Origin of the sequence: Nocardiopsis oceanisediminis (genome assembly GCF_048595525.1) — a bacterium.
Classification (GTDB): Bacteria; Actinomycetota; Actinomycetes; order Streptosporangiales; family Streptosporangiaceae; genus Nocardiopsis_A; species Nocardiopsis_A oceanisediminis.
Window position 1 is genome coordinate 2,732,944 of record NZ_JAFMZJ010000001.1, and the last position, 19,511, is coordinate 2,752,454.

Consider the following 19,511-nt stretch of genomic DNA (forward strand, 5'->3'; position numbering starts at 1 on the left):
CCCGGGGCCGGGGTCAACGCGGGGCCGGGATCGGCAGCCGTGCCACCAGGTCGGCGACGACCTGCTCGGCGGTGCGCTGCTCCATCCGCGCCTCGGGGGCGAGCAGCAGCCGGTGCGCGAGGACGGGGACGGCGAGCGCCTGCACGTCGTCGGGGACGACGTAGCCGCGCCCCTCCAGGGCGGCGTAGGCGCGCGCGGCGCGGACCAGGTGCAGGGTGGCGCGGGGGGAGGCGCCCAGGCGGAGCAGGGGCGAGGTGCGGGTGGCGGTGACCAGGTCCACCACGTAGCGGCGGACGCCCGGCGCGACGTGCACGGTCCGCACGTGATCGGTCATCGCCCGCACGTCGGCCACCCCGGCGACCGGCGCCAGCCGGTCCAGCGGGGAGGCGGCGCTGTGCATGTCGATCATGTCCAGCTCGGCCTGCGGGGCGGGGTAGCCGACCGAGATCCGCGCCATGAAGCGGTCCCGCTGGGCCTCGGGCAGCGGGTAGGTGCCCTCCATGTCGCCCGGGTTCTGGGTGGCCACCACCATGAACGGCGGCGCCAGCGGGCGGGCGGTCCCGTCCACGCTGACCTGCATCTCCTCCATGCACTCCAGCAGGGCCGACTGGGTCTTGGGCGAGGCGCGGTTGATCTCGTCGCCGAGCACGATGTTGGCGAACACCGGGCCGGGGCTGAACTCGAAGGCGTGCCGCTCCTGGTGGTAGACGCTGACCCCGGTGATGTCGCCGGGCAGCAGGTCCGGGGTGAACTGGATCCGCTGCACCGTGCCGTCCACCGCCCGGCCCAGCGCCTTGGCCAGCATGGTCTTGCCGACGCCCGGGACGTCCTCGATGAGCAGGTGGCCCTCGGCGAGCAGCACGGTCAGCGCCATCCGCACGATCTCGGGCTTGCCCTCGATGACCGTCTCGATCGCCGTGCGGATCCGGAAGGCGTGCCCGAGGACCGGGTCGGCGCTCCCACCCCCCGGCCGGGGGGCGCCGTCGTGATGGGTGCCGAGTGACACGTGTCCCCTCATTCCCGTGGTTCCCGATGCTCCGCGGCCGGTGCTCCGCGCGGTCTTGAGCGGCCTCCGCGGAACCGAGGCTAGAAGGAAAAGGAGGGAAAGCAAACCTAAACGGCGCAATCCATGCCGGGCGGGCGCGGGCCCCGTCGGCCTCCCCGCGCCGGGGCCCGGGGCCCCCGCCGCGCCCGGCGGCGCCGCGCCCAACACGCGCCGCCACCCCGGCCCGCTCCGAACCTCCCTGTCTGACCTGCGAATTCGCCTGCCATGGCGGTTTCGTGGAACGCGCGATTCTGTTGACGGTGGGGAAGAGTGGAGTACAGTGGGGCATTGTGGAGGAAGAGGTCGCGGCGGCGGGACCGGGGGAGGTGGGGCCGATGTTCCTCGGCACCCATTCGCCGCGGCTCGACGCCAAAGGCCGGCTCTTCCTGCCCGCCAAGTACCGCGACGGGCTCTCCGGGGGACTGGTGATCACCAAGGGGCAGGAGCGCTGCCTCTACGTCTTTCCGCTGGAGGAGTTCCGGCGCGTCACCGAGAACCTCCGCTCGGCCCCGGTCACCGCGAAGGCCGTGCGCGACTACAGCCGCGTGCTGTTCGCCGGAGCCTCCGACGAGGTCCCCGACAAGCAGGGTCGCATCACCCTGCCCCCGGCGCTGCGCTCCTACGCCGGGCTGGAGCGGGACTGCGTGGTGATCGGAGCCGACACCCGCCTGGAGATCTGGGACGCCGCGGCCTGGGCGCAGTACGAGTCCGAGCAGGAGCAGGTGTTCGCGGAGCTGTCCGAGGAGGTGCTGCCGGGGGCGTCCTGACAGGGGCGCGCCCCGGGAAGGCCCGGGGCCGCCGGCGGGGACGGCACGGGACACGGCCTTCAGACGCGGATGGGGACACCGGCCGGCGCGACTTCCCCGGCGCCGGGCGGTACCGCGTCTGGAGGCCTCTCCGGGCCCCGGGCCCGGAGGGGAGCGGGAGCGGCGCAGGGGGCGCCGCCCCGGGGGAGAACGAGAAAGAGAGGGCAGTGTGCTGATGGGGGACACCGGGATCGGCGCGGACCCGGGGGCGGACGACCGCGCCGAGCACGTTCCGGTGATGCTCGACCGGATCGTCGGGCTGCTCGCGCCCGCGCTGCAGGAGCCGGGCGCCGTTCTCGTGGACGGCACCCTGGGCCTGGGCGGGCACGCGGAGGCGATGCTCACCGCGCTTCCCGGGCTGAGGCTGGTCGGCATCGACCGGGACACCAGCGCGCTGCGGCGCAGCCGGGCCCGGCTCGCGCCGTTCGCCGACCGCACCGAGTTCGCGCACGCCGAGTACGACGCCCTCCCTCGGGTGCTGGACGGGCTCGGCATCACCGAGGTCCGCGGGGTCCTGCTGGACCTGGGGGTCTCCTCGCCGCAGCTGGACGAGGCCGAGCGCGGCTTCGCCTACTCCTACGACGCGCCGCTGGACATGCGGATGGACCGCACCCAGGAGCTGACCGCGGCCGACGTCGTCAACGACTACTCCGCCGGGGAGCTCACCCGGATCCTGCGCGTGTACGGCGAGGAGCGCTTCGCCTCGCGCATCGCCCAGGCGCTGGTCCGCGAGCGCGCGTCCGGCCGGATCGACTCCACCCGCCGCCTGGCCGAGCTGGTCCGCGAGGCGATCCCGGCGGCCACCCGGCGCACCGGGGGCAACCCGGCCAAGCGCACCTTCCAGGCGCTGCGCATCGAGGTCAACGCCGAGCTCGGCATCCTGGAGCGCACCCTGCCCGCCGCGATCGACCGGCTCGCCGTCGGCGGCCGCATCGCGGTGCTCTCCTACCACTCCCTCGAGGACCGGATGACCAAGCGGGCCCTCGCGGACCTGGCCACCGACCGCACCCCGCCGGGGCTGCCGGTCCCGCTGCCGGGCAGCGAGCCCGAGCTGCGGCTGCTGACCCGCGGCGCGGAGGCGCCCACCGAGGAGGAGAACGAGCGGAACCCGCGGGCCGCATCGGCCCGGCTGAGGGCCGCGGAGCGGATCCGCCGGCACTGAGGCGGGGCCGACCGAGGGAGTAGGGAGGGCAGGACATGACCACCGAGACCAAGGGCTCCTCCCGAGGAGGCGGCACCCGCACCGGCCGCAGGACGGCCCCCCGGACCCGGCCTGCCGCCCCGCCGAAGGCGGCCCCCGGAAAGGCGCGGGCGCGCCGCCCCGCGGCGCCCCCCGCGCGGCCGCCGCGCATGCCGTTCGTGCTGCTGGTGCTCGGGCTGCTGGCGGGCGCCCTGGTCAGCCTGCTGGCGCTGCGCACCGTGCTGCTGCAGGACTCCTTCACCATCGCCCAGCTGCAGAGGGAGAACACCGAGCTCGGCTACGAGCAGGAGCAGCTCGGCGAGGACGTGGTCCGCCTGGAGTCGCCGGAGCGCATCGCGCGCGAGGCCGAGGAGATGGGCATGGAGCCCGGGGAGGCCCCGAAGTTCCTGGACGCGAGGGAGAAGCGGTTCAGCGGCGGGGGCGGCGGCGAATGAGGCGCGGTAGCGGACGGAAGGGACGTGGCAGAGGTGGCGAAGGCGGCCCCGCAGGCGGAGGGGGCGGAACGGGGGTCCGCGGTTGAGCGCGTCGCGTGACGGGCGTTCCAAGGAGCCGCGGCGCCCGGCCCGGGGGCCCGCCGCCCGCGGCGGCCGCCCGGACCGCCTCCGCCGCCCCGCCCGGGACGGGGAGCGGGGCCCGCGCCCCCGGCCGCCGGCCGGGGGCGGCACCAGGTCCCGCCGCCCCGCCCCGCCCCGGCCGTCCCCGCTGCTCCGCCGGCGCTTCCGGCGGGTCGACCCGCAGCGCAGGATCAAGTTCGCCCTGGTGCTGATGTCGGCGGTGCTGCTGCTGTTCGCCGGCCGGCTCGTCTACATCCAGGGGTTCAACGCCGCGACCTACGCCGAGGCCGCCTCGGACCTGCGGATGGCGACCATCGACATCCCCACCACCCGGGGCTCCATCACCGACGCCTCCGGTCGGGCCTTCGCGATGTCGGTGGAGGTGCGCACCGTCTTCGTCGACCCGGTCGAGATCGACGAGAAGGAGAGCGAGAAGGTCGTCGCCGAGCTGGCCTCCCGGTTCACCCTCGACCCCAAGGACGTGCGGGCCAAGGTCCAGGCCGAGCCGTCCCGCTACCAGGTGGTGAAGCGGAACGTCTCCCCCGAGGACTGGGAGGAGCTGGCGGAGCTCGGGCTGCAGGGCGTCGGCGCGGAGAAGGGCTACAAGCGCGTCTACCCGGACGAGACCGGCGCCGCCGACCTGGTCGGCTTCGTCGGCACCGACGGCGCCGGCCTGGAGGGGCTGGAGGCCGTCATGGACGACACCCTGGCGGGCAGGCCCGGCAAGCAGCAGGTGGAGACCGGCGCCAACGGCCAGCAGATCCCGATGGCCGGCGGCTACTCCCGGGAGCCGGTGCCCGGCCAGGACGTGCGGCTGACCCTGGACGCCGACGTCCAGTGGTACGCCCAGCAGGCCCTCGCCGAGCGGGCGGAGGAGCTGGAGGCCGACGGCGGCAGCGTCATCGCGATGCGCCCGAACGGGGAGGTCGTGGCGATGGCGGACTACCCCACCTACGACCCCGCCGACATCGGGTCCACCAGCGGCGAGCAGCGGAAGAACGGCTCGGTGGCGGAGGTGTTCGAACCCGGCAGCACCAACAAGGTGATCACCGCCGCCGGGGCCCTGGAGGAGGGCGTCACCACCCCGGAGACGGTCTATACCGTGCCCTACTCGATGCGGGTGCAGGACCGCACCTTCAAGGACTCCCACGTGCACGACACCGAGCGGATGACGCTCAACGGCATCATGGCCCAGTCCAGCAACGTGGGCACCATCAAGGTCGGCCGGCAGCTCGGCGCGCAGGGCCTCTACGACTACCTCTCCGCCTTCGGCTTCGGCCGGCCCACCGGGCTGGCCCTGCCCGGGGAGGAGTCCGGCGTGCTCCGCCACCCCGACGACTGGTGGGGCACCCAGCTCGCCTCGGTCTCCTTCGGCCAGGGCCTGTCGGTCACCGCGATGCAGATGGCCAGCGTCTACGCGACCATCGCCAACGGCGGGGTCCGGGTCGAGCCGACACTGGTCGCCGGCACGGTCGGCGGCGACGGGGAGCTGGACCCCTCCGAGGCGCCCAAGGAGCGCCGGGTGGTCAGCGAGAAGACCGCCGAGGAGGTGTCGCTGATGCTGGAGGCCGTCACCGGCGACCAGGGCACCGCGCAGCAGGCCCGGATCGAGGACTACCGGGTGGCGGGCAAGACCGGCACCGCCAACCGGGTCGACCCGGAGACCGGGAGCTACAAGACCGGCGGCTACACCTCCACCTTCGTCGGGTTCGCCCCGGCCGACGACCCCGGGCTGATCGTCCAGGTCGTGCTGCACAACCCGCAGAAGGAGTACTACGGCGGACAGGCGGCGGGCCCGCTCTTCACCGACGTGATGTCCTTCGGGCTGAAGACCCTGAAGATCCCGCCGACGGAGACCGAGGCGCCCAAGATCCGGCTGTTCGAGGACGACTGAGCGGGCCGCCGGGGCGGGTCCCGGAGAATGTGGGACACGCCCCGGTCCGCGGATTAACCTCGGGCTCCGCTCAGCCGATAGCCTCTCGGCGTGCCACCCGTGATGCGACCTGACCACAGACTTCTCCGCCAGCTCGGCGAGCTGGCCCGGTTCCTCGGCCCGGAGGCGCTCGTCACATGCGTCGACGACGGCCCCGGCGCCGCCCCGCTGCCCGGAGGGCGCGGGGCCGCCGAGCCCGAGGCTCCCGCCGACCCCGAGGCCGCGGTGATCACCGGGGTCACCCACGACTCCCGCGCGGTCCGGCCGGGCGACCTCTACGCCGCCCTGCCCGGCGCCCGCGTGCACGGGGCCGACTTCGCCGCCCAGGCCGCCGAGGCCGGGGCCGCGGCGATCCTCACCGACCCCACCGGCTACGACCGCGCCGCCGCGACCCGGCTGCCGGTCGTCACCCTCGCCGACCCGCGCGCCCGCCTGGGCGAGGTCGCGGCCTGGGTCTACGGGCACCCCGCCGATCGGCTGCTGCTCATCGGCACCACCGGGACCAGCGGCAAGACCACGGTGAGCTACCTGGTCGAGTCGGGCCTGCGCGCCGCGGGCGAGAAGACCGGGCTGATCGGCACCGTGGAGATGCGGGTCGGCGGCGAGCGCGTCGACTCCTCCCTCACCACGCCCGAGGCCACCGACCTGCACGGCCTGTTCGCGGTCATGGGCGAGCAGGGCGTGACCTCGGCCGCGATGGAGGTCTCCAGCCACGCCCTGGCCCTGGGCCGGGTCGGCGGGACCACCTACGACGTGGCGATCTTCACCAACCTCTCCCAGGACCACCTGGACTTCCACGCCGACCTGCGGGACTACTTCGAGACCAAGGCCCGGCTCTTCACCCCGGAGTACGCCAAGGTCGCCGTGGTCAACCGGGACGACCGGTTCGGCCGGGCGCTCGTCGACATGGTGGAGGGCCGCGGCGAGGTCCCGGTCACCACGTTCTCCTCCGAGGGCGACCCGGAGGCCGAGTGGCGCGCCGAGGACATCGTGCTGGGCCCCCGGGGCAGCACGTTCCGGGTGGTCGGACCGGGCGGCGTCGAGGCCGACGCCTCGGTGGGGCTGCCCGGCCCGTTCAACGTCTCCAACGCGATGGCGGCGATCGTCGGCCTGATCGAGGCCGGGGTGCACCTGCACACCGCGATCGAGGGCGTGGCCGCCGCCTCCGGCGTGCCGGGCCGGATGGAGCGGGTGGAGGCCGGCCAGGAGTTCACCGCGCTGGTCGACTACTCGCACAAACCCGGCGCGATCGAGGCGGTGCTCACCTCGCTGCGCGAGGTCGCCCGGGGCCGGCTCACCATCGTGGTGGGCTGCGGCGGCGACCGGGACCGGGGGAAGCGCCCGCTGATGGGCGAGGCCGCCGCGCGGCTCGCCGACGCCGTCGTCCTCACCGACGACAACCCGCGCACCGAGGACCCGGTCGCCATCCTGGGCAGCATGCTGGAGGGCGCCGGCAAGGTGCCCCGGGGGGAGCGCGCCCGGATCACCGTGGAACCGGACCGGGCCGAGGCGATCGACCTGGCGGTCCGCCGGGCCGGCCCGGACGACGTCCTGGTCGTCGCGGGCAAGGGGCACGAGCGCGGCCAGTACGTCCTCGGCGAGGTGCTGCCGTTCGACGACCGCGAGGTGCTCGCCGAGTCGATCCGCCGCCGCCTGGGCGTCCCGGACACCGCGGAGCAGGCCCCCGCCGAGCCCGCGGACGACGGAGCCTGACACCCCGGCCGCCCCGAAGCGGGCCCGCGGGGTGAAGGCCGCCGGGCGCCGAAGGACCTCCGCCTCCGGCCCGGCCGCCGGCCCCGGCGGCCCGAACGCCCCGGGGCGGCTCTCCCCTCCGCCCTCCGGGCCGGGGGCGCCGCGCCCGGTGCGGGCCCCGGCCGGGAGGGAGGGCGGCACCCCCAGGGCCGGTCGCGCGGTCCCCGCCCCGGCCGTGCGGAGCCGGTGGCCTTCCCGCCCGGCCGATGCGCCCCGGGGGCCACCGCCTGAGATCGCTGACGGGAGAAGGCGGCGGGCGCAGAAGACCCCCGCCCTCCGCTCCTCCGCCGCGATGATCTTGGAGTTCCGGGGCCATCAGAGCGCTCTGAATACCCCCGCAACTCCAAGATCATCGCCCGGGGACGAATCTCCCATCAGCGATCTGAGCCGCGGCCGGCGGGCCGGCCGGAGCGGGAGCCGGTCCGTCCCGCCCCGGTGCCGTGCCGCAGGTCCGGTACGAGGGCCGTCCCGGGCGGAGGGGCCGGCGGCCCCCGGAAAGGGACGGTGCCGGCGGCCCCGGGAAAGAGGCCGCGCCGGCGGCCACCTTTTGCATCTAATCCATTACGAAATGGGCAGAAGGCGCGGATGGGGCGGCCGCGGCGGGGGCTGCGGGGCCGCCCGGAGGCCGGGGCCCGGGGCGCGGAGGCGGCCCGCCGGGCGCCGCGAACCGGGCCCCGCCGCCGGACTCCGCCGCCGGGAAGGGGCCCGTGCGGCGTGTTGCGCCGCGCCCCGGCCCGAGCGGGTGTGTCCTGGTCGTGTCGGAGGCGCGTGCGCGGGTCGGGGGAGCGATGGGCACAGGCTGGAGGGGCCGGCGCGGCCCGGCCGGGCCGCCCGCCGCGGGCGCGGCCGCGGCGCCGCGGGATCGGAGCAGGCCGGGGCGGGCCCGGGAAGCGGGCGCGGGAGCCGGCGGCCGCAGCGGCCCACGCCGACCGGGACGCGTCCGCGGTGCCCCAACATGTTCTAAGGTAGGTCCGGCAATCGCTGCCCGGTCCCGTGGCGTGCCGATGCCGCCTCGCGGTCGACGAGCCCGGCGTGATCCCCGTATCCGGACGTTGAGACGTCACCCGACGCCGAGGTGCGCCGATGCGGCGGCGTCCCCTGGACGCCGTGGCGCCATCGGACGCGGAGTCGTCACCGGAGGCATGGGCCGCGCCCGTCCGAAACCCCGATCGAGGCGCCGGAAGCGCCCAGGACCGGGCCCGACATGAGGAGTGGATTTGATCGCGCTGACGCTCGATCGGATCGCTGAGATCACCCGAACACGGATGAGCGGATCCGCGCGCCCGACCGACGTCGTGGCCGGGCCGGTCGTCGTCGACTCCCGGGGCGCCGGTCCCGGCTCCCTCTTCGTCGCGCTGAGCGGCGAGCGGGCCGACGGCCATGACTTCGCCGCCGCGGCCGTCGAGGCGGGGGCCGCGGCCGTCCTGGGGTCGCGCCCGGTCGACGCGCCCGCGCTGCTGGCCGACGGCGGCGACGATGAGGTCGTGGCCGCCCTCGGCCGCCTCGCGCGCGAGGTCGCCGAGCGCATCTCGGCCGCCGGCGCCGACATCGTCGGCGTCACCGGCTCGTCCGGCAAGACCACCACCAAGGACCTGCTCGCCCAGGTGCTGGACCGGCTCGGACCCACGGTCGCCCCGGCCGGCTCGTTCAACAACGAGATCGGCCACCCGCTGACCGTGCTCCGCGCCGACGAGCGGACCCGGTTCGTGGTGCTGGAGACCGCCGCGCGCGGCATCGGCCACATCGCGCACCTGTGCCGGATCGCGCCCCCGCGGATCGGCGTGGTGCTCAACGTGGGCAGCGCGCACATGGGCGAGTTCGGCGGCAAGGAGGCCATCGCCCAGGCCAAGGGCGAGCTGGTCGAGGCGCTGCCTGGGGCCGAGGAGGGCGGTGTCGCGGTGCTCAACGCCGACGACCCCGCGGTGGCCGCGATGGCCGGCCGGACCCGCGCCCGGGTGGTCGCCTTCGGCACCGGCCCCGGCGCCGACGTGCGCGCCGCGGGCGTCCGGCTGGACGCCGCCGGCCGGGCCGAGTTCACCCTCGCCGTCGGCGGGGAGACCGCCTCGGTCCGCCTCGCCGTGGTCGGCGAGCACCAGGTGCACAACGCGCTCGCGGTCGCCGCGGTCGCCGCCGAGTTCGGCATGGGCGCCCGGGACATCGCCGCCGCGCTGGCCGAGGCCGGCCCGGTGAGCCGGTGGCGGATGGAGGTCACCGAGCTGGCCGACGGGACCACTCTGGTCAACGACGCCTACAACGCCAACCCCGAGTCCGTGGCGGCGGCGCTGCGGACCCTCGGCGCGATCGCCGGGGACCGGCGCTCCTTCGCCGTGCTCGGGCACATGGCGGAGCTGGGCGAGCGCTCGCGCGAGGAGCACGAGCGGATCGGCCGGCTGGCCGCCGAGGCCGGCGTCGACGGGCTGGTCGTGGTCGGAGAGGAGGCCGCCCCCGTCGCCGAGGGCGCGGCGGCCGTCGAAGGCTGGCGCGGGGACACCACCTCGGTCCCCGACGCCGCCGCGGCCGTGGCCGCGCTCACCGAGCGCCTGCGGCCCAAGGACGTCGTCTTGCTGAAGGGATCGCGCGTGGCCGGGCTGGAGCAGGTCGCCGAAGGGCTCTCCGCGGCCGGGACGGCGGCGGAGCAGGGGGAGGCCCAGTGAGCAACATCCTCATCGCGGCGGGCATCTCCCTCATCGTCTCGCTGCTCATCATGCCGAGCCTGATCCGGATCCTCTTCAGGTTCAAATTCGGCCAGGAGATCCGGGACGACGGCCCCGAGGGCCACAAGACCAAGCAGGGCACGCCCACCATGGGCGGCATCGTCATCATCCTGGGCGCGGTGCTCGGCTACTTCGGCTCGCACCTGGCGATGATGTCCAAGCCGACCGTCTCCGGCCTGCTGGTGATCTTCCTGTTCGTCGGGATGGGCTGCGTCGGCTTCCTCGACGACTTCATCAAGATCTACAAGCGCCGCAGCCTGGGCCTGCGCTCGGGCGCCAAGATGCTCGGCCAGACCATCGTGGGCGTCGGCTTCGCCGTCGGCGTGACGATGTTCCCCAACGGCTACGGCTACACGCCCGCCTCCCCCCAGCTGTCCTTCCTCCGCGACTTCGGCCCCCCGCTGATGCTGGGCGTCTTCGTGCTCTGGGCGCTCTTCCTGATCGTCGGGTTCTCCAACGCGGTGAACCTCACCGACGGCCTGGACGGCCTGGCCACCGGCGCGACCATCCTGACCCTGGTCTCCTACGTCATCATCGGCAACTGGCAGCTGCGGCAGAGCTGCAGCGAGGCGCTGCTCTCCCCGAACTGCTACCCGGTGCGCGACCCGCTGGACCTGGCCGTGGTCGCCGCCGCGGCGCTGGGCGGCTGCATCGGCTTCCTCTGGTACAACGCCCCGCCCGCCAAGATCTTCATGGGCGACACCGGTTCGCTGGCGCTGGGCGGCCTCATCGTGGGCCTGGCCATCACCACCCGCACCCAGCTGCTGCTGCTCATCATCGGCGGCCTGTTCGTGCTCATCACCGCTTCGGTGATGCTGCAGGTCAGCTCGTTCCGGCTGACCGGTAAACGGATCTTCCGGATGGCGCCGCTCCAGCACCACTTCGAACTCAAGGGGTGGGCGGAGACCACCATCGTGATCCGCTTCTGGATCATCCAGGGGCTGCTGGTCGGCATCGGCATCGGCCTGTTCTACCTGGAGTGGGTGCCGAGGTAGCCGCGGCGGAGCGGCGTGAGCGGAACGGGGCCGGGGCCGCCCGGCGAGAGCGACGAGTCGAGAAGTGGCGATGACTGAGAAGAACACCGCAGACCCGGTCCAGGGCGGCGTCCCCGCCGGAAGCGGCGGAACCGCGGTCCCGGCCGGCGGGCACGTGTGCGTCGCGGGCGTCGGGGTCTCCGGCCCGCCGGTGGTCCGCGCGCTGCTCGCCCGCGGCCTCCGGGTCACCGTCGTGAACAGCACCGACGACGAGCGGGCCCGCGCCGCCGCCGAAGGGCTGCGCGCCGCCGGCGCCGGGGTCGTGCTCGGCTCCGACGAGCTCCCCGAGGGGGCCGCGCTGGTCGTCACCTCCCCGGGATGGCGGCCGGACGCCCCGCTGCTCGCCGCGGCGGCGCGGGCCGGCGTGGAGGTCATCGGCGACGTGGAGCTGGCCTGGCGGCTCAAGCCCGCCGAGCAGGTCTGGCTCGCGGTCACCGGCACCAACGGCAAGACCACCACGGTGCGGATGCTGGAGGCGATGCTCCGCGCCGACGGGCGGAACGCGCTCGCGGTCGGCAACGTCGGCACCCCGATCATCGACGCGGTGCTCCCGGACGCCTCCGGCGCCGTCCCCGACGTGCTGGCCGTGGAGCTGTCCAGCTTCCAGCTGCACTGGTCGGAGTCGCTGCGCCCGCACGCCGCGGCGGTGCTCAACGTCGCCCCGGACCACCTCGACTGGCACGGCGGCTTCGACGCCTACGCCGAGGCCAAGGGCAAGGTGTACGCCCCGGGCACGATCCGGGTGGCCAACACCGCCGACGAGGTGTCGGTGCGGCTCGCCGCCGCCGGCGACGCCTCGGCCCCGCTGGTCGGCTTCGGCCTGGGCACCCCGCGCCCCGGCGAGCTGGGCGTGGTGGAGGACCTCCTCGTCGACCGGGCCTTCACGGCCGACCGGCGGAGCACCGCCGAGGAGCTGGCGTCGCTCTCCGACGTCCGCCCGGCCGCCCCGCACCAGGTCGCCAACGCGCTGGCCGCGGCGGCGCTGGCCCGCGCCGCCGGGGCCGCCCCCGGGGCGGTCCGCGCCGGCCTGGCCGCCTTCGGCCCCGAGCCGCACCGCATCGCGCCGGTCGCCGAGGTCGGCGGGGTGCTCTACGTCGACGACTCCAAGGCGACCAACACGCACGCCGCCGCCGCGTCGCTCTCCGCCTACGAACCGGTGGTCTGGATCGCCGGCGGGCTGCTCAAGGGGGCCGAGGTCGGCGACCTGGTCCGCGCGGCGGCGCCGCGGCTGCGCGCCGCGGTCCTCCTCGGCCGGGACCGGGACCTGCTCCGCAAGGCCCTGGAGGAGCACGCACCGGGCACCGCCGTGGCGGAGGTCGCCTCCACCGGGGCCGAGGCGATGACCGAGGTGGTGGCCGAGGCCGCCCGCCTGGCAGAGCCGGGCGACACCGTGCTGCTGGCCCCCGCCGCCGCCTCCATGGACATGTTCCCCGACTACAACGTCCGCGGGGAGCGCTTCGCCGAGGCCGTGCTGGCCCTCCCGCGCTGACCCCGGTGCCCGCCGCCCCGGTCCCCGCCGCACCCGGCGGGGGCCGGGGCGCGCCGCATGCGGGGCCGGTTCCGCCCCGGCCGGGTGAGAAAAACAGAAAGCGGTCCGACACGCGCGATATGTCCGCCGCCGCCGGTCCCGCTCCCGCCAGACTTGGTCGACGCTGGAGAACCGTGTCGCGGCGGAGGTGGGGAATGGCTGCGGTGCCCCGAGGGGGAGCGCCCAAGACACTCGGGGCGGCCAGGGGCGGAGCCGCGCGGCCCGCCGCGGCCGAGGGTCCGCGCGGGGGCGGAGGGCCGCCCGGGCGGGGCCCGGCAGGAGGCCGGCTCCGGCGCGTCCCGCAGCTCCTGGACCGCCCGATGACCTCCTACTACCTGATCTTCAGCAGCTGCGCGCTGCTCATCGCGTTCGGCCTGACCATGGTGCTCTCCTCGTCCATGGTCGACTCCTACACCGAGACCGGGTCGGTCTACAGCCTGTTCCAGAAGCAGGTGGTGGCCGCCTCGGTCGGGCTGCCGCTGATGCTGATCGCCTCGCACCTGCCGCTCAAGGTGTTCCGGGCGATCGGCTACCCGGCGATGCTGGTCTCGGTGGCGCTGCTGGTGCTCACCGTCTTCAAGGGCGAGGCCTACAACTCCGGCGCGGTGCGCTGGCTGGAGATCGGCGGCATCACCGTCCAGGCCTCGGAGCCGGCCAAGCTCGCCTTCGTGCTGTGGGGCGCCTCGGTGCTGGCCCGCAAGGAGGAGCTCAAGGAGCTCAAGGAGTGGCGCCAGCTGCTCTTCCCGCTGATGCCGGGCTGCGGCGTGCTGGTGCTGCTGGTGCTGCTCGGCACCGACCTGGGCACCACCATGGTGCTGCTGGCCATCTTCCTGGCCATGCTGTGGGTGGTCGGGGCGCCGGGCAGGCTGTTCGTCGGAATGTTCGGCCTGGTCGCCACCCTGGTCGCGATCATGATCGCGGTGGAGCCGTTCCGCATCGCCCGGGTCACCTCCTTCCTGGACCCCGAGGCCGACCCGACCGGGTCCGGCTTCCAGGTGCTGCACGGCCTGTACGCGCTGGGCACCGGCGGGCTGTTCGGGGTGGGCATCGGAGGCAGCCGGGAGAAGTGGGGTTTCCTGCCCCACCCGGAGAGCGACTTCATCTTCGCGATCATCGGGGAGGAGTTCGGTCTCGTCGGGACCCTCGTCGTCGTCGGACTCTTCGGCGTCCTCGGATACGCTGGTCTGCGCGTCGCGTCGCGCACCCGCGACCCGTTCGCGCGCCTGGCGGCCACCTCGCTCACCGTCTGGATCGTGCTGCAGGCCCTGGTCAACATCGGTACCGTGATCGGCCTGCTGCCGGTCACCGGCATCCCGCTGCCGCTGGTCTCGGCGGGAGGGTCGTCGCTGATCCCGACCCTGTTCGGGATCGGGGTGCTGCTGGCGCTGGCCAAGACCGAGCCGAAGGCGCGCCGGGCGCTGGCCGCGCGCGGTCCGGGCCGGGTGCAAAGGGCTCTAAGCTGGCTTGGCCTGGACGCCGCGCAGGGCGGACCCCGACCGGCGGGTGCGTCGCAGGCGCACACGCCGGCCGCGGGCGATCCGCGGCGCACGAAGGAACACGCGCAGGTCCAAGCGAGGAGGAATCGGCGACGATGAGGGTAGCCCTCGCCGGAGGCGGCACGGCCGGGCATATCGAGCCCGCGCTCTCCCTGGCAGATGCGCTGCGGCGCATCGACCCCGACACGCAGATCGTCTGCCTGGGGACCGAGAGGGGACTGGAGACCCGCCTGGTGCCCATGCGGGGGTACGACCTCGGGCTCATCCCGGCCGTCCCCCTGCCCCGCAAGCTCACCCCGAAGCTGCTCCAGGTGCCCGGCAAGCTGGCGAGCGCGATCAGCGCCGCCGGCGACCGGCTGGACGAGATCCAGGCCGACGTGCTGGTCGGCTTCGGCGGCTACGTCGCCACCCCCGGCTACCTGGCGGCCCGGCGCCGCCGCCTGCCCATCGTGGTGCACGAGGCCAACCCGCTGCCCGGGCTGGCCAACCGGCTCGGCGCGCGGCTCACCCCGCACGTCTTCACCGGCCACCCGCACACCGAGATCCGCAACGGCCGCTACGTCGGCATCCCGCTGCGCCACCAGATCTCCACGCTGGACCGGCTCGCCATGGGCGACAAGGCGCGCGCGCACTTCGGGCTCCGCTCCGACCTGCCCACCCTGCTGATCTTCGGCGGCTCCCAGGGCGCCCAGGCGGTCAACGAGGCCGCGTTCCAGGCCCAGCCGGCCTTCACCGCCGCCGGGGTGCAGGTGCTGCACGTCGTCGGCCCGAAGAACGCCGAGGAGCCGGAGGACCGCACCGTCGACGGGGTGCCCTACGTCGCGGTGCCCTACGTCGACCGGATGGACATCGCCTACGCCGCCGCGGACATGGCGATGTGCCGCTCCGGCGCGATGACCTGCGCCGAGCTCACCGCGGTCGGGCTGCCCGGCTGCTTCGTGCCGCTGCCGATCGGCAACGGCGAGCAGCGGCTCAACGCCGAGCCGGTGGTCGAGGCCGGCGGCGGCCTGCTCATCGACAACGCCGACCTGACCGCGCAGTGGATCGCCGAGGCCCTCATCCCGGTGCTCACCGACACCGACCGGGTCGTCGCCATGTCGGAGGCGGCCGCCTCGATGGGCCGCCGCGACGCCGACATGGAGCTGGCCCGCGAGGTCATGGCGATCGCCCGCGGCGAGCGCCAGGGCGAGGCGCCGGCCGTGCACGACTCCGACGACGAGGACGGCGCCTACCTCGACGACGGGAAGGACGCCCGATGAGCCTGGTCCCCCCCACGGAGCCGCTGCCCGTGGAGAAGCTCGGCCGGGTGCACTTCGTCGGGATGGGCGGCGTGGGCATGTCCGGCATCGCCCGGATCCTGCTGCAGCGCGGCACCGAGGTCTCCGGCAGCGACGCCAAGGACGGCCCGGTCCTGCGCGAGCTGGAGCGGCTCGGCGCGCGGGTGCACGTGGGCCACGCCGCCGAGCACGTCGGCTCCGCCGACACCGTGGTGGTCACCTCGGCCGCCCGCGAGGACAACCCGGAGCTGGCCGAGGCCCGCGCCCGCGGGCTGCGGGTGCTGCCCCGGGCCGCGGCGCTGGGCTCGCTGCTGCTCGACCGGACCGGGGTCGCGGTCGCCGGCACGCACGGCAAGACCACCACCACCTCCATGCTCACCGTGGTCCTGCAGCACCTGGGGGTCGACCCGGGCTACGTCATCGGCGGCAAGCTGGTCACCACCGGCCTGGGCGCCGACGCCGGCTCCGACGACGTGATCGTGGCCGAGGCCGACGAGAGCGACGGCTCCTTCCTGATGCTCTCCCCGCAGGTCGCGGTGGTCACCAACGTCGAAGCCGACCACCTGGACAACTACGGCGGCCTGGAGGAGATCGAGGCGAAGTTCGCCGCCTTCACCGAGCGGGTGGGCCGCGCGGTGATCGCCGGGACCGACGACCCGGGCGCCCGCGCCCTCGCCGAGACCGCGCGCGCCCGCGGGCTGCGGGTGCGCACCTACGGCGAGTCGCCCGACGCGGAGTTCCGGGTCTCCGGGATCACCGCGGACGGCTTCGCCACCCGGTTCACCCTCACCCCGCCCGGCGGCGACCCGCTGGAGTGCGCCCTGGCCGTCCCCGGCCGGCACAACGTGCTCAACGCGGCCGCGGCGATCGCGGTCGCCGACGAGCTCGGCCACGACCCGGAGGTCGCGGTCGCCGGCCTCGGCGACTTCACCGGCGCCGCCCGCCGCTTCGAGCTCAAGGGCGAGGCGGCCGGCACCGCGGTCTACGACAGCTACGCCCACCACCCCACCGAGATCGCCGCGGACCTGAAGGCGGCCCGCGCCGCCCTGGACTCCCGGGCCGGAGGGGAGGGCGGCGGCCGCGTGGTCGCGGTGTTCCAGCCGCACCTCTACAGCCGCACCCGGATCTTCGCCAAGGAGTTCGGCGAGGCGCTGACCCTCGCCGACGAGGCCGTGGTGATGGAGGTCTACGGCGCCCGGGAGGACCCCGAGCCCGGGGTCACCGCGGAGCTGATCACCGGCGCCGTCGGCCACCCGCGGGTGCACCCCGCCCCGAGCCGGCAGCAGGCCGTGGTCACCGCGGCCGCGCTCGCCGGACCGGGCGACATCGTGCTGACCATGGGCGCGGGCGACGTCACCGAGCTGGGCCCGCTGATCGTGGGCGCGCTGGAGGCGAAGGCGGCGGGCTGATCGCCCGGGCGGAACGGCGGACCGAGGGGGAGGGGCCGCGGTGGCAGGCGGCACGGTCGAGGGAGGCGCGGACGGGGCACCGCCGCGCCGCAGGGCGGACCCGTGGAAGGTCGCCTTCATCGTGCTGCTCATCGTGGCCCTCCTCGCGGCCGCCGGGTACCTGCTGCTCGGCTCCCGGTTGCTGGTGGTCCGCGAGGTCGCCGTCTCCGGCCTGCACCGGATCGACCGGGACGAGGTGGTGCGGGCACTGGCGGTGCCCACCGGCACCCCGCTGGCCCGGGTGGACACCGAGGCGGCGGCCCGGAGGGTGGAGGGCCTGCGCCTCGCCGAGTCGGTCCGGGTGGAGCGGGGCTGGCCCGCCGAGCTGCGGGTCCGGGTCGAGGAGCGGACGCCCGAGCTGGCCGTCGGCGCCGACGGCGGATACCGCCTGGTCGACCAGGACGGGGTGCGGATCTCCGACACCGAGGCCCTCCCGGAGGACTACCCGGTCGCCTCGGTCCGGGGCGAGGTGGAGGGGAACGAGGGGATCTCGGCGGCCGCCGGGATCGCCGAGGCGCTGGACGGCGCGCTGCCGGTCCGGCTCGCGCGCATCGACGCCAGGGACCCCGACGCCATCGTCCTGGAACTGGACGGCGGCGCCGAGGTCTCCTGGGGCGACGGCGGGGGCGCCGGGCACAAGGCCCGGGTGCTGGAGGCGCTGGCGGAGGAGCACCCTCCGGTCGAGGGGCGGCGCTACGACGTGAGCGCGCAGGACATGGCGGTGGTGGGGCGCGCCACGCCCTCCCCTCGGGAGAGCCCTTCGGCGGAGCCGTCGGAGAAGCCCTCCGGGGAACCGGAGGAGCGGGGCTGACCCCTCCCGCCCCGGCGGGGAGGGGAGGCGGGCCCCGCCGATCGGGGGCCGCCCGGAATCCGCCCGGCTTTCCAGATGCGACGCGCCGAGCGCCGCATCGCTTCCGGAGGCGACACGCCGTTAGGCTGATCCCCAGGTTGGTTGCCCGCTGGCTGGCCTCGGCCTACTGTCGGGAGTCGAACCTTTGGTTGACATAAGTATGGACTCGAAGCGTTAGGGGAGAAGGATCCGAAGTCCCCCCGGACTCGGAGGTCCCTCCCCAAGGTGGCCGGACCGGCGGCGGTCGGCGGGGCGGCCACCTGAAGTAAGACTGTAGAACCGGACAGCCGGTCCGCCCGACCGCCGCCGGGGAGCGGCCCACGCCGCGGCCGCGGCGGTTTCGGAGCGGTCGGCGGATGCGAGCGGAAAGGCCCCTCGTCGTGGCAGCACCGCAGAATTACCTCGCGGTCATCAAGGTCGTCGGCATCGGCGGCGGCGGCGTCAACGCCGTGAACAGGATGATCGAAGAGGGACTCAAGGGCGTCGAGTTCATCGCCATCAACACCGACGCTCAGGCGCTGCTCATGAGCGATGCCGACGTCAAACTGGACGTGGGCCGCGAGCTCACCCGGGGGCTGGGCGCCGGGGCCGACCCCGACGTCGGCCGGAAGGCGGCGGAGGACCACCGGGAGGAGATCGAGGAGGTCCTCAAGGGGGCCGACATGGTCTTCGTCACCGCGGGTGAGGGGGGCGGAACCGGAACCGGGGGCGCCCCCGTGGTCGCCAACATCGCACGCTCACTGGGCGCCCTGACGATCGGTGTCGTGACCCGCCCCTTCGGGTTCGAGGGCAAGCGGCGCGCCACCCAGGCCGAATCGGGGATAGCGATGCTCCGCGAGGAGGTGGACACCCTCATCGTGATCCCGAACGACCGGCTGCTGTCCATTTCGGACCGGCAGGTCAGCGTCCTGGACGCGTTCAAGGCCGCCGACCAGGTGCTGCTCTCCGGTGTCCAGGGCATCACCGACCTGATCACCACCCCGGGCCTGATCAACCTGGACTTCGCCGACGTGAAGTCGGTGATGCAGGGAGCGGGGTCGGCCCTGATGGGCATCGGCTCGGCCCGCGGCGACGACCGCGCCGTCGCGGCCGCGGAGATGGCCATCTCCTCGCCGCTGCTGGAGGCCAGCATCGACGGCGCCCACGGCGTGCTGCTCTCCATCCAGGGCGGCTCCGACCTGGGCCTCTTCGAGATCAACGAGGCGGCCCAGCTGGTCGCCAACTCCGCGGCGCCCGAGGCCAACATCATCTTCGGCGCGGTCATCGACGACGCCCTCGGCGACGAGGTGCGGGTCACCGTCATCGCCGCCGGGTTCGACGAGCCGCGGATCGAGGCGCCCAAGCCGCCGGCCGCGGCCGCGCGCCCGCCGGCACCGGTCGAGGCGCCGCCGCGCGCCCCGGAGCCGCAGCGCGAGCGGCCCGAACCGGCCCCGGCCCCGGCGCCCGAGCCGGTCCGCCCGGTCCAGGCCGACCCGCGGCCCGAGCCGGAGGCGGCCCGCCCGGCCGAGCCGGCCCCGGTGCACGAGGAGCCGCCGGCCCCGGAGGCCGCCGCCCCGGAGCCGCCCGCGCCCGCTCCGGAGCCGCAGGCCCCGGCCGAGCCGGAGGTCCGCGAGGCGCGCGCCGCCCAGTCCGCCCCGCAGCCGGCCCCGGAGGAGGACGAGGCCGCGCAGCGCCCCCGCCCGGTCCACCCGATCGGTGAGGGCGGCTACGGCCAGGGCCGCCGCACCGGGACCGACGGGGCCTTCTCCCGCGCCTCCGACGTGCCCACCCCGCGGCGCCGGGTCATCTTCGACGACCCCGACGACCTGGACGTGCCGGACTTCTTGAAGTGACGCGGCCGAAGTGACACGGCCGGAGTAGCGCGTACCGGACG

The 19,511-nt window shown here is 75.1% G+C and carries 14 protein-coding genes; 13 read left to right on the forward strand and 1 reads right to left on the reverse strand.

Annotated elements, in window-relative coordinates; genetic code table 11:
* Positions 1 to 13: 13 nt before the first annotated feature.
* Positions 14 to 1,006: an AAA family ATPase gene (locus tag J0910_RS12170; protein ID WP_420158613.1), complete on the reverse strand. Its 993-nt coding sequence runs from the start codon at positions 1,004 to 1,006 to the stop codon at positions 14 to 16.
* Positions 1,007 to 1,380: 374 nt separating this feature from the next.
* Here J0910_RS12170 and mraZ point away from each other — a divergent pair, with 374 nt between their 5' ends.
* From mraZ to ftsZ, 13 genes are all read left to right on the forward strand, one after another.
* Positions 1,381 to 1,812: a division/cell wall cluster transcriptional repressor MraZ gene (gene mraZ / locus J0910_RS12175; RefSeq protein ID WP_420161968.1), complete on the forward strand. Its 432-nt coding sequence runs from the start codon at positions 1,381 to 1,383 to the stop codon at positions 1,810 to 1,812.
* Between the two features lie 214 nt (positions 1,813 to 2,026).
* Positions 2,027 to 3,013: a 16S rRNA (cytosine(1402)-N(4))-methyltransferase RsmH gene (rsmH, locus tag J0910_RS12180; RefSeq protein WP_420161969.1), complete on the forward strand. Its 987-nt coding sequence runs from the start codon at positions 2,027 to 2,029 to the stop codon at positions 3,011 to 3,013.
* 35 nt (positions 3,014 to 3,048) lie between these two features.
* Positions 3,049 to 3,486, forward strand: coding sequence for a cell division protein FtsL (ftsL, locus tag J0910_RS12185; RefSeq protein ID WP_420158614.1), 438 nt, complete (start codon positions 3,049 to 3,051; stop codon positions 3,484 to 3,486).
* A gap of 82 nt (positions 3,487 to 3,568) precedes the next feature.
* Positions 3,569 to 5,500, forward strand: a complete 1,932-nt coding sequence (locus J0910_RS12190) for a peptidoglycan D,D-transpeptidase FtsI family protein (protein WP_420158615.1) — start codon at positions 3,569 to 3,571, stop codon at positions 5,498 to 5,500.
* A 102-nt stretch (positions 5,501 to 5,602) separates the two neighbouring features.
* Complete coding sequence (locus J0910_RS12195; RefSeq protein ID WP_420161970.1) at positions 5,603 to 7,252, forward strand: UDP-N-acetylmuramoyl-L-alanyl-D-glutamate--2,6-diaminopimelate ligase; 1,650 nt, start codon at positions 5,603 to 5,605, stop codon at positions 7,250 to 7,252.
* A 1,256-nt stretch (positions 7,253 to 8,508) separates the two neighbouring features.
* Entirely contained in the window at positions 8,509 to 9,945 is a 1,437-nt protein-coding gene (locus tag J0910_RS12200) for a UDP-N-acetylmuramoyl-tripeptide--D-alanyl-D-alanine ligase (protein WP_420158616.1), read from the forward strand.
* Between the two features lie 50 nt (positions 9,946 to 9,995).
* Complete coding sequence (mraY, locus tag J0910_RS12205; RefSeq protein ID WP_420161971.1) at positions 9,996 to 11,000, forward strand: phospho-N-acetylmuramoyl-pentapeptide-transferase; 1,005 nt, start codon at positions 9,996 to 9,998, stop codon at positions 10,998 to 11,000.
* Positions 11,001 to 11,070: 70 nt separating this feature from the next.
* Complete coding sequence (gene murD / locus J0910_RS12210) at positions 11,071 to 12,528, forward strand: UDP-N-acetylmuramoyl-L-alanine--D-glutamate ligase (RefSeq protein WP_420158617.1); 1,458 nt, start codon at positions 11,071 to 11,073, stop codon at positions 12,526 to 12,528.
* 194 nt (positions 12,529 to 12,722) lie between these two features.
* Positions 12,723 to 14,162 (forward strand): putative lipid II flippase FtsW, encoded by a 1,440-nt coding sequence (gene ftsW / locus J0910_RS12215; RefSeq protein ID WP_420158618.1) that lies wholly within the window; start codon positions 12,723 to 12,725, stop codon positions 14,160 to 14,162.
* Entirely contained in the window at positions 14,159 to 15,322 is a 1,164-nt protein-coding gene (murG, locus tag J0910_RS12220) for an undecaprenyldiphospho-muramoylpentapeptide beta-N-acetylglucosaminyltransferase (protein WP_420158619.1), read from the forward strand. The genes ftsW and murG overlap by 4 nt, the downstream gene beginning before the upstream one ends.
* Positions 15,319 to 16,749 (forward strand): UDP-N-acetylmuramate--L-alanine ligase, encoded by a 1,431-nt coding sequence (gene murC, locus J0910_RS12225; RefSeq protein WP_420158620.1) that lies wholly within the window; start codon positions 15,319 to 15,321, stop codon positions 16,747 to 16,749. The genes murG and murC overlap by 4 nt, the downstream gene beginning before the upstream one ends.
* 40 nt (positions 16,750 to 16,789) lie before the next feature.
* Positions 16,790 to 17,599 (forward strand): cell division protein FtsQ/DivIB, encoded by an 810-nt coding sequence (locus J0910_RS12230; RefSeq protein ID WP_420158621.1) that lies wholly within the window; start codon positions 16,790 to 16,792, stop codon positions 17,597 to 17,599.
* Between the two features lie 419 nt (positions 17,600 to 18,018).
* Positions 18,019 to 19,470, forward strand: a complete 1,452-nt coding sequence (gene ftsZ / locus J0910_RS12235; protein ID WP_420158622.1) for a cell division protein FtsZ — start codon at positions 18,019 to 18,021, stop codon at positions 19,468 to 19,470.
* Positions 19,471 to 19,511: the final 41 nt, after the last annotated feature.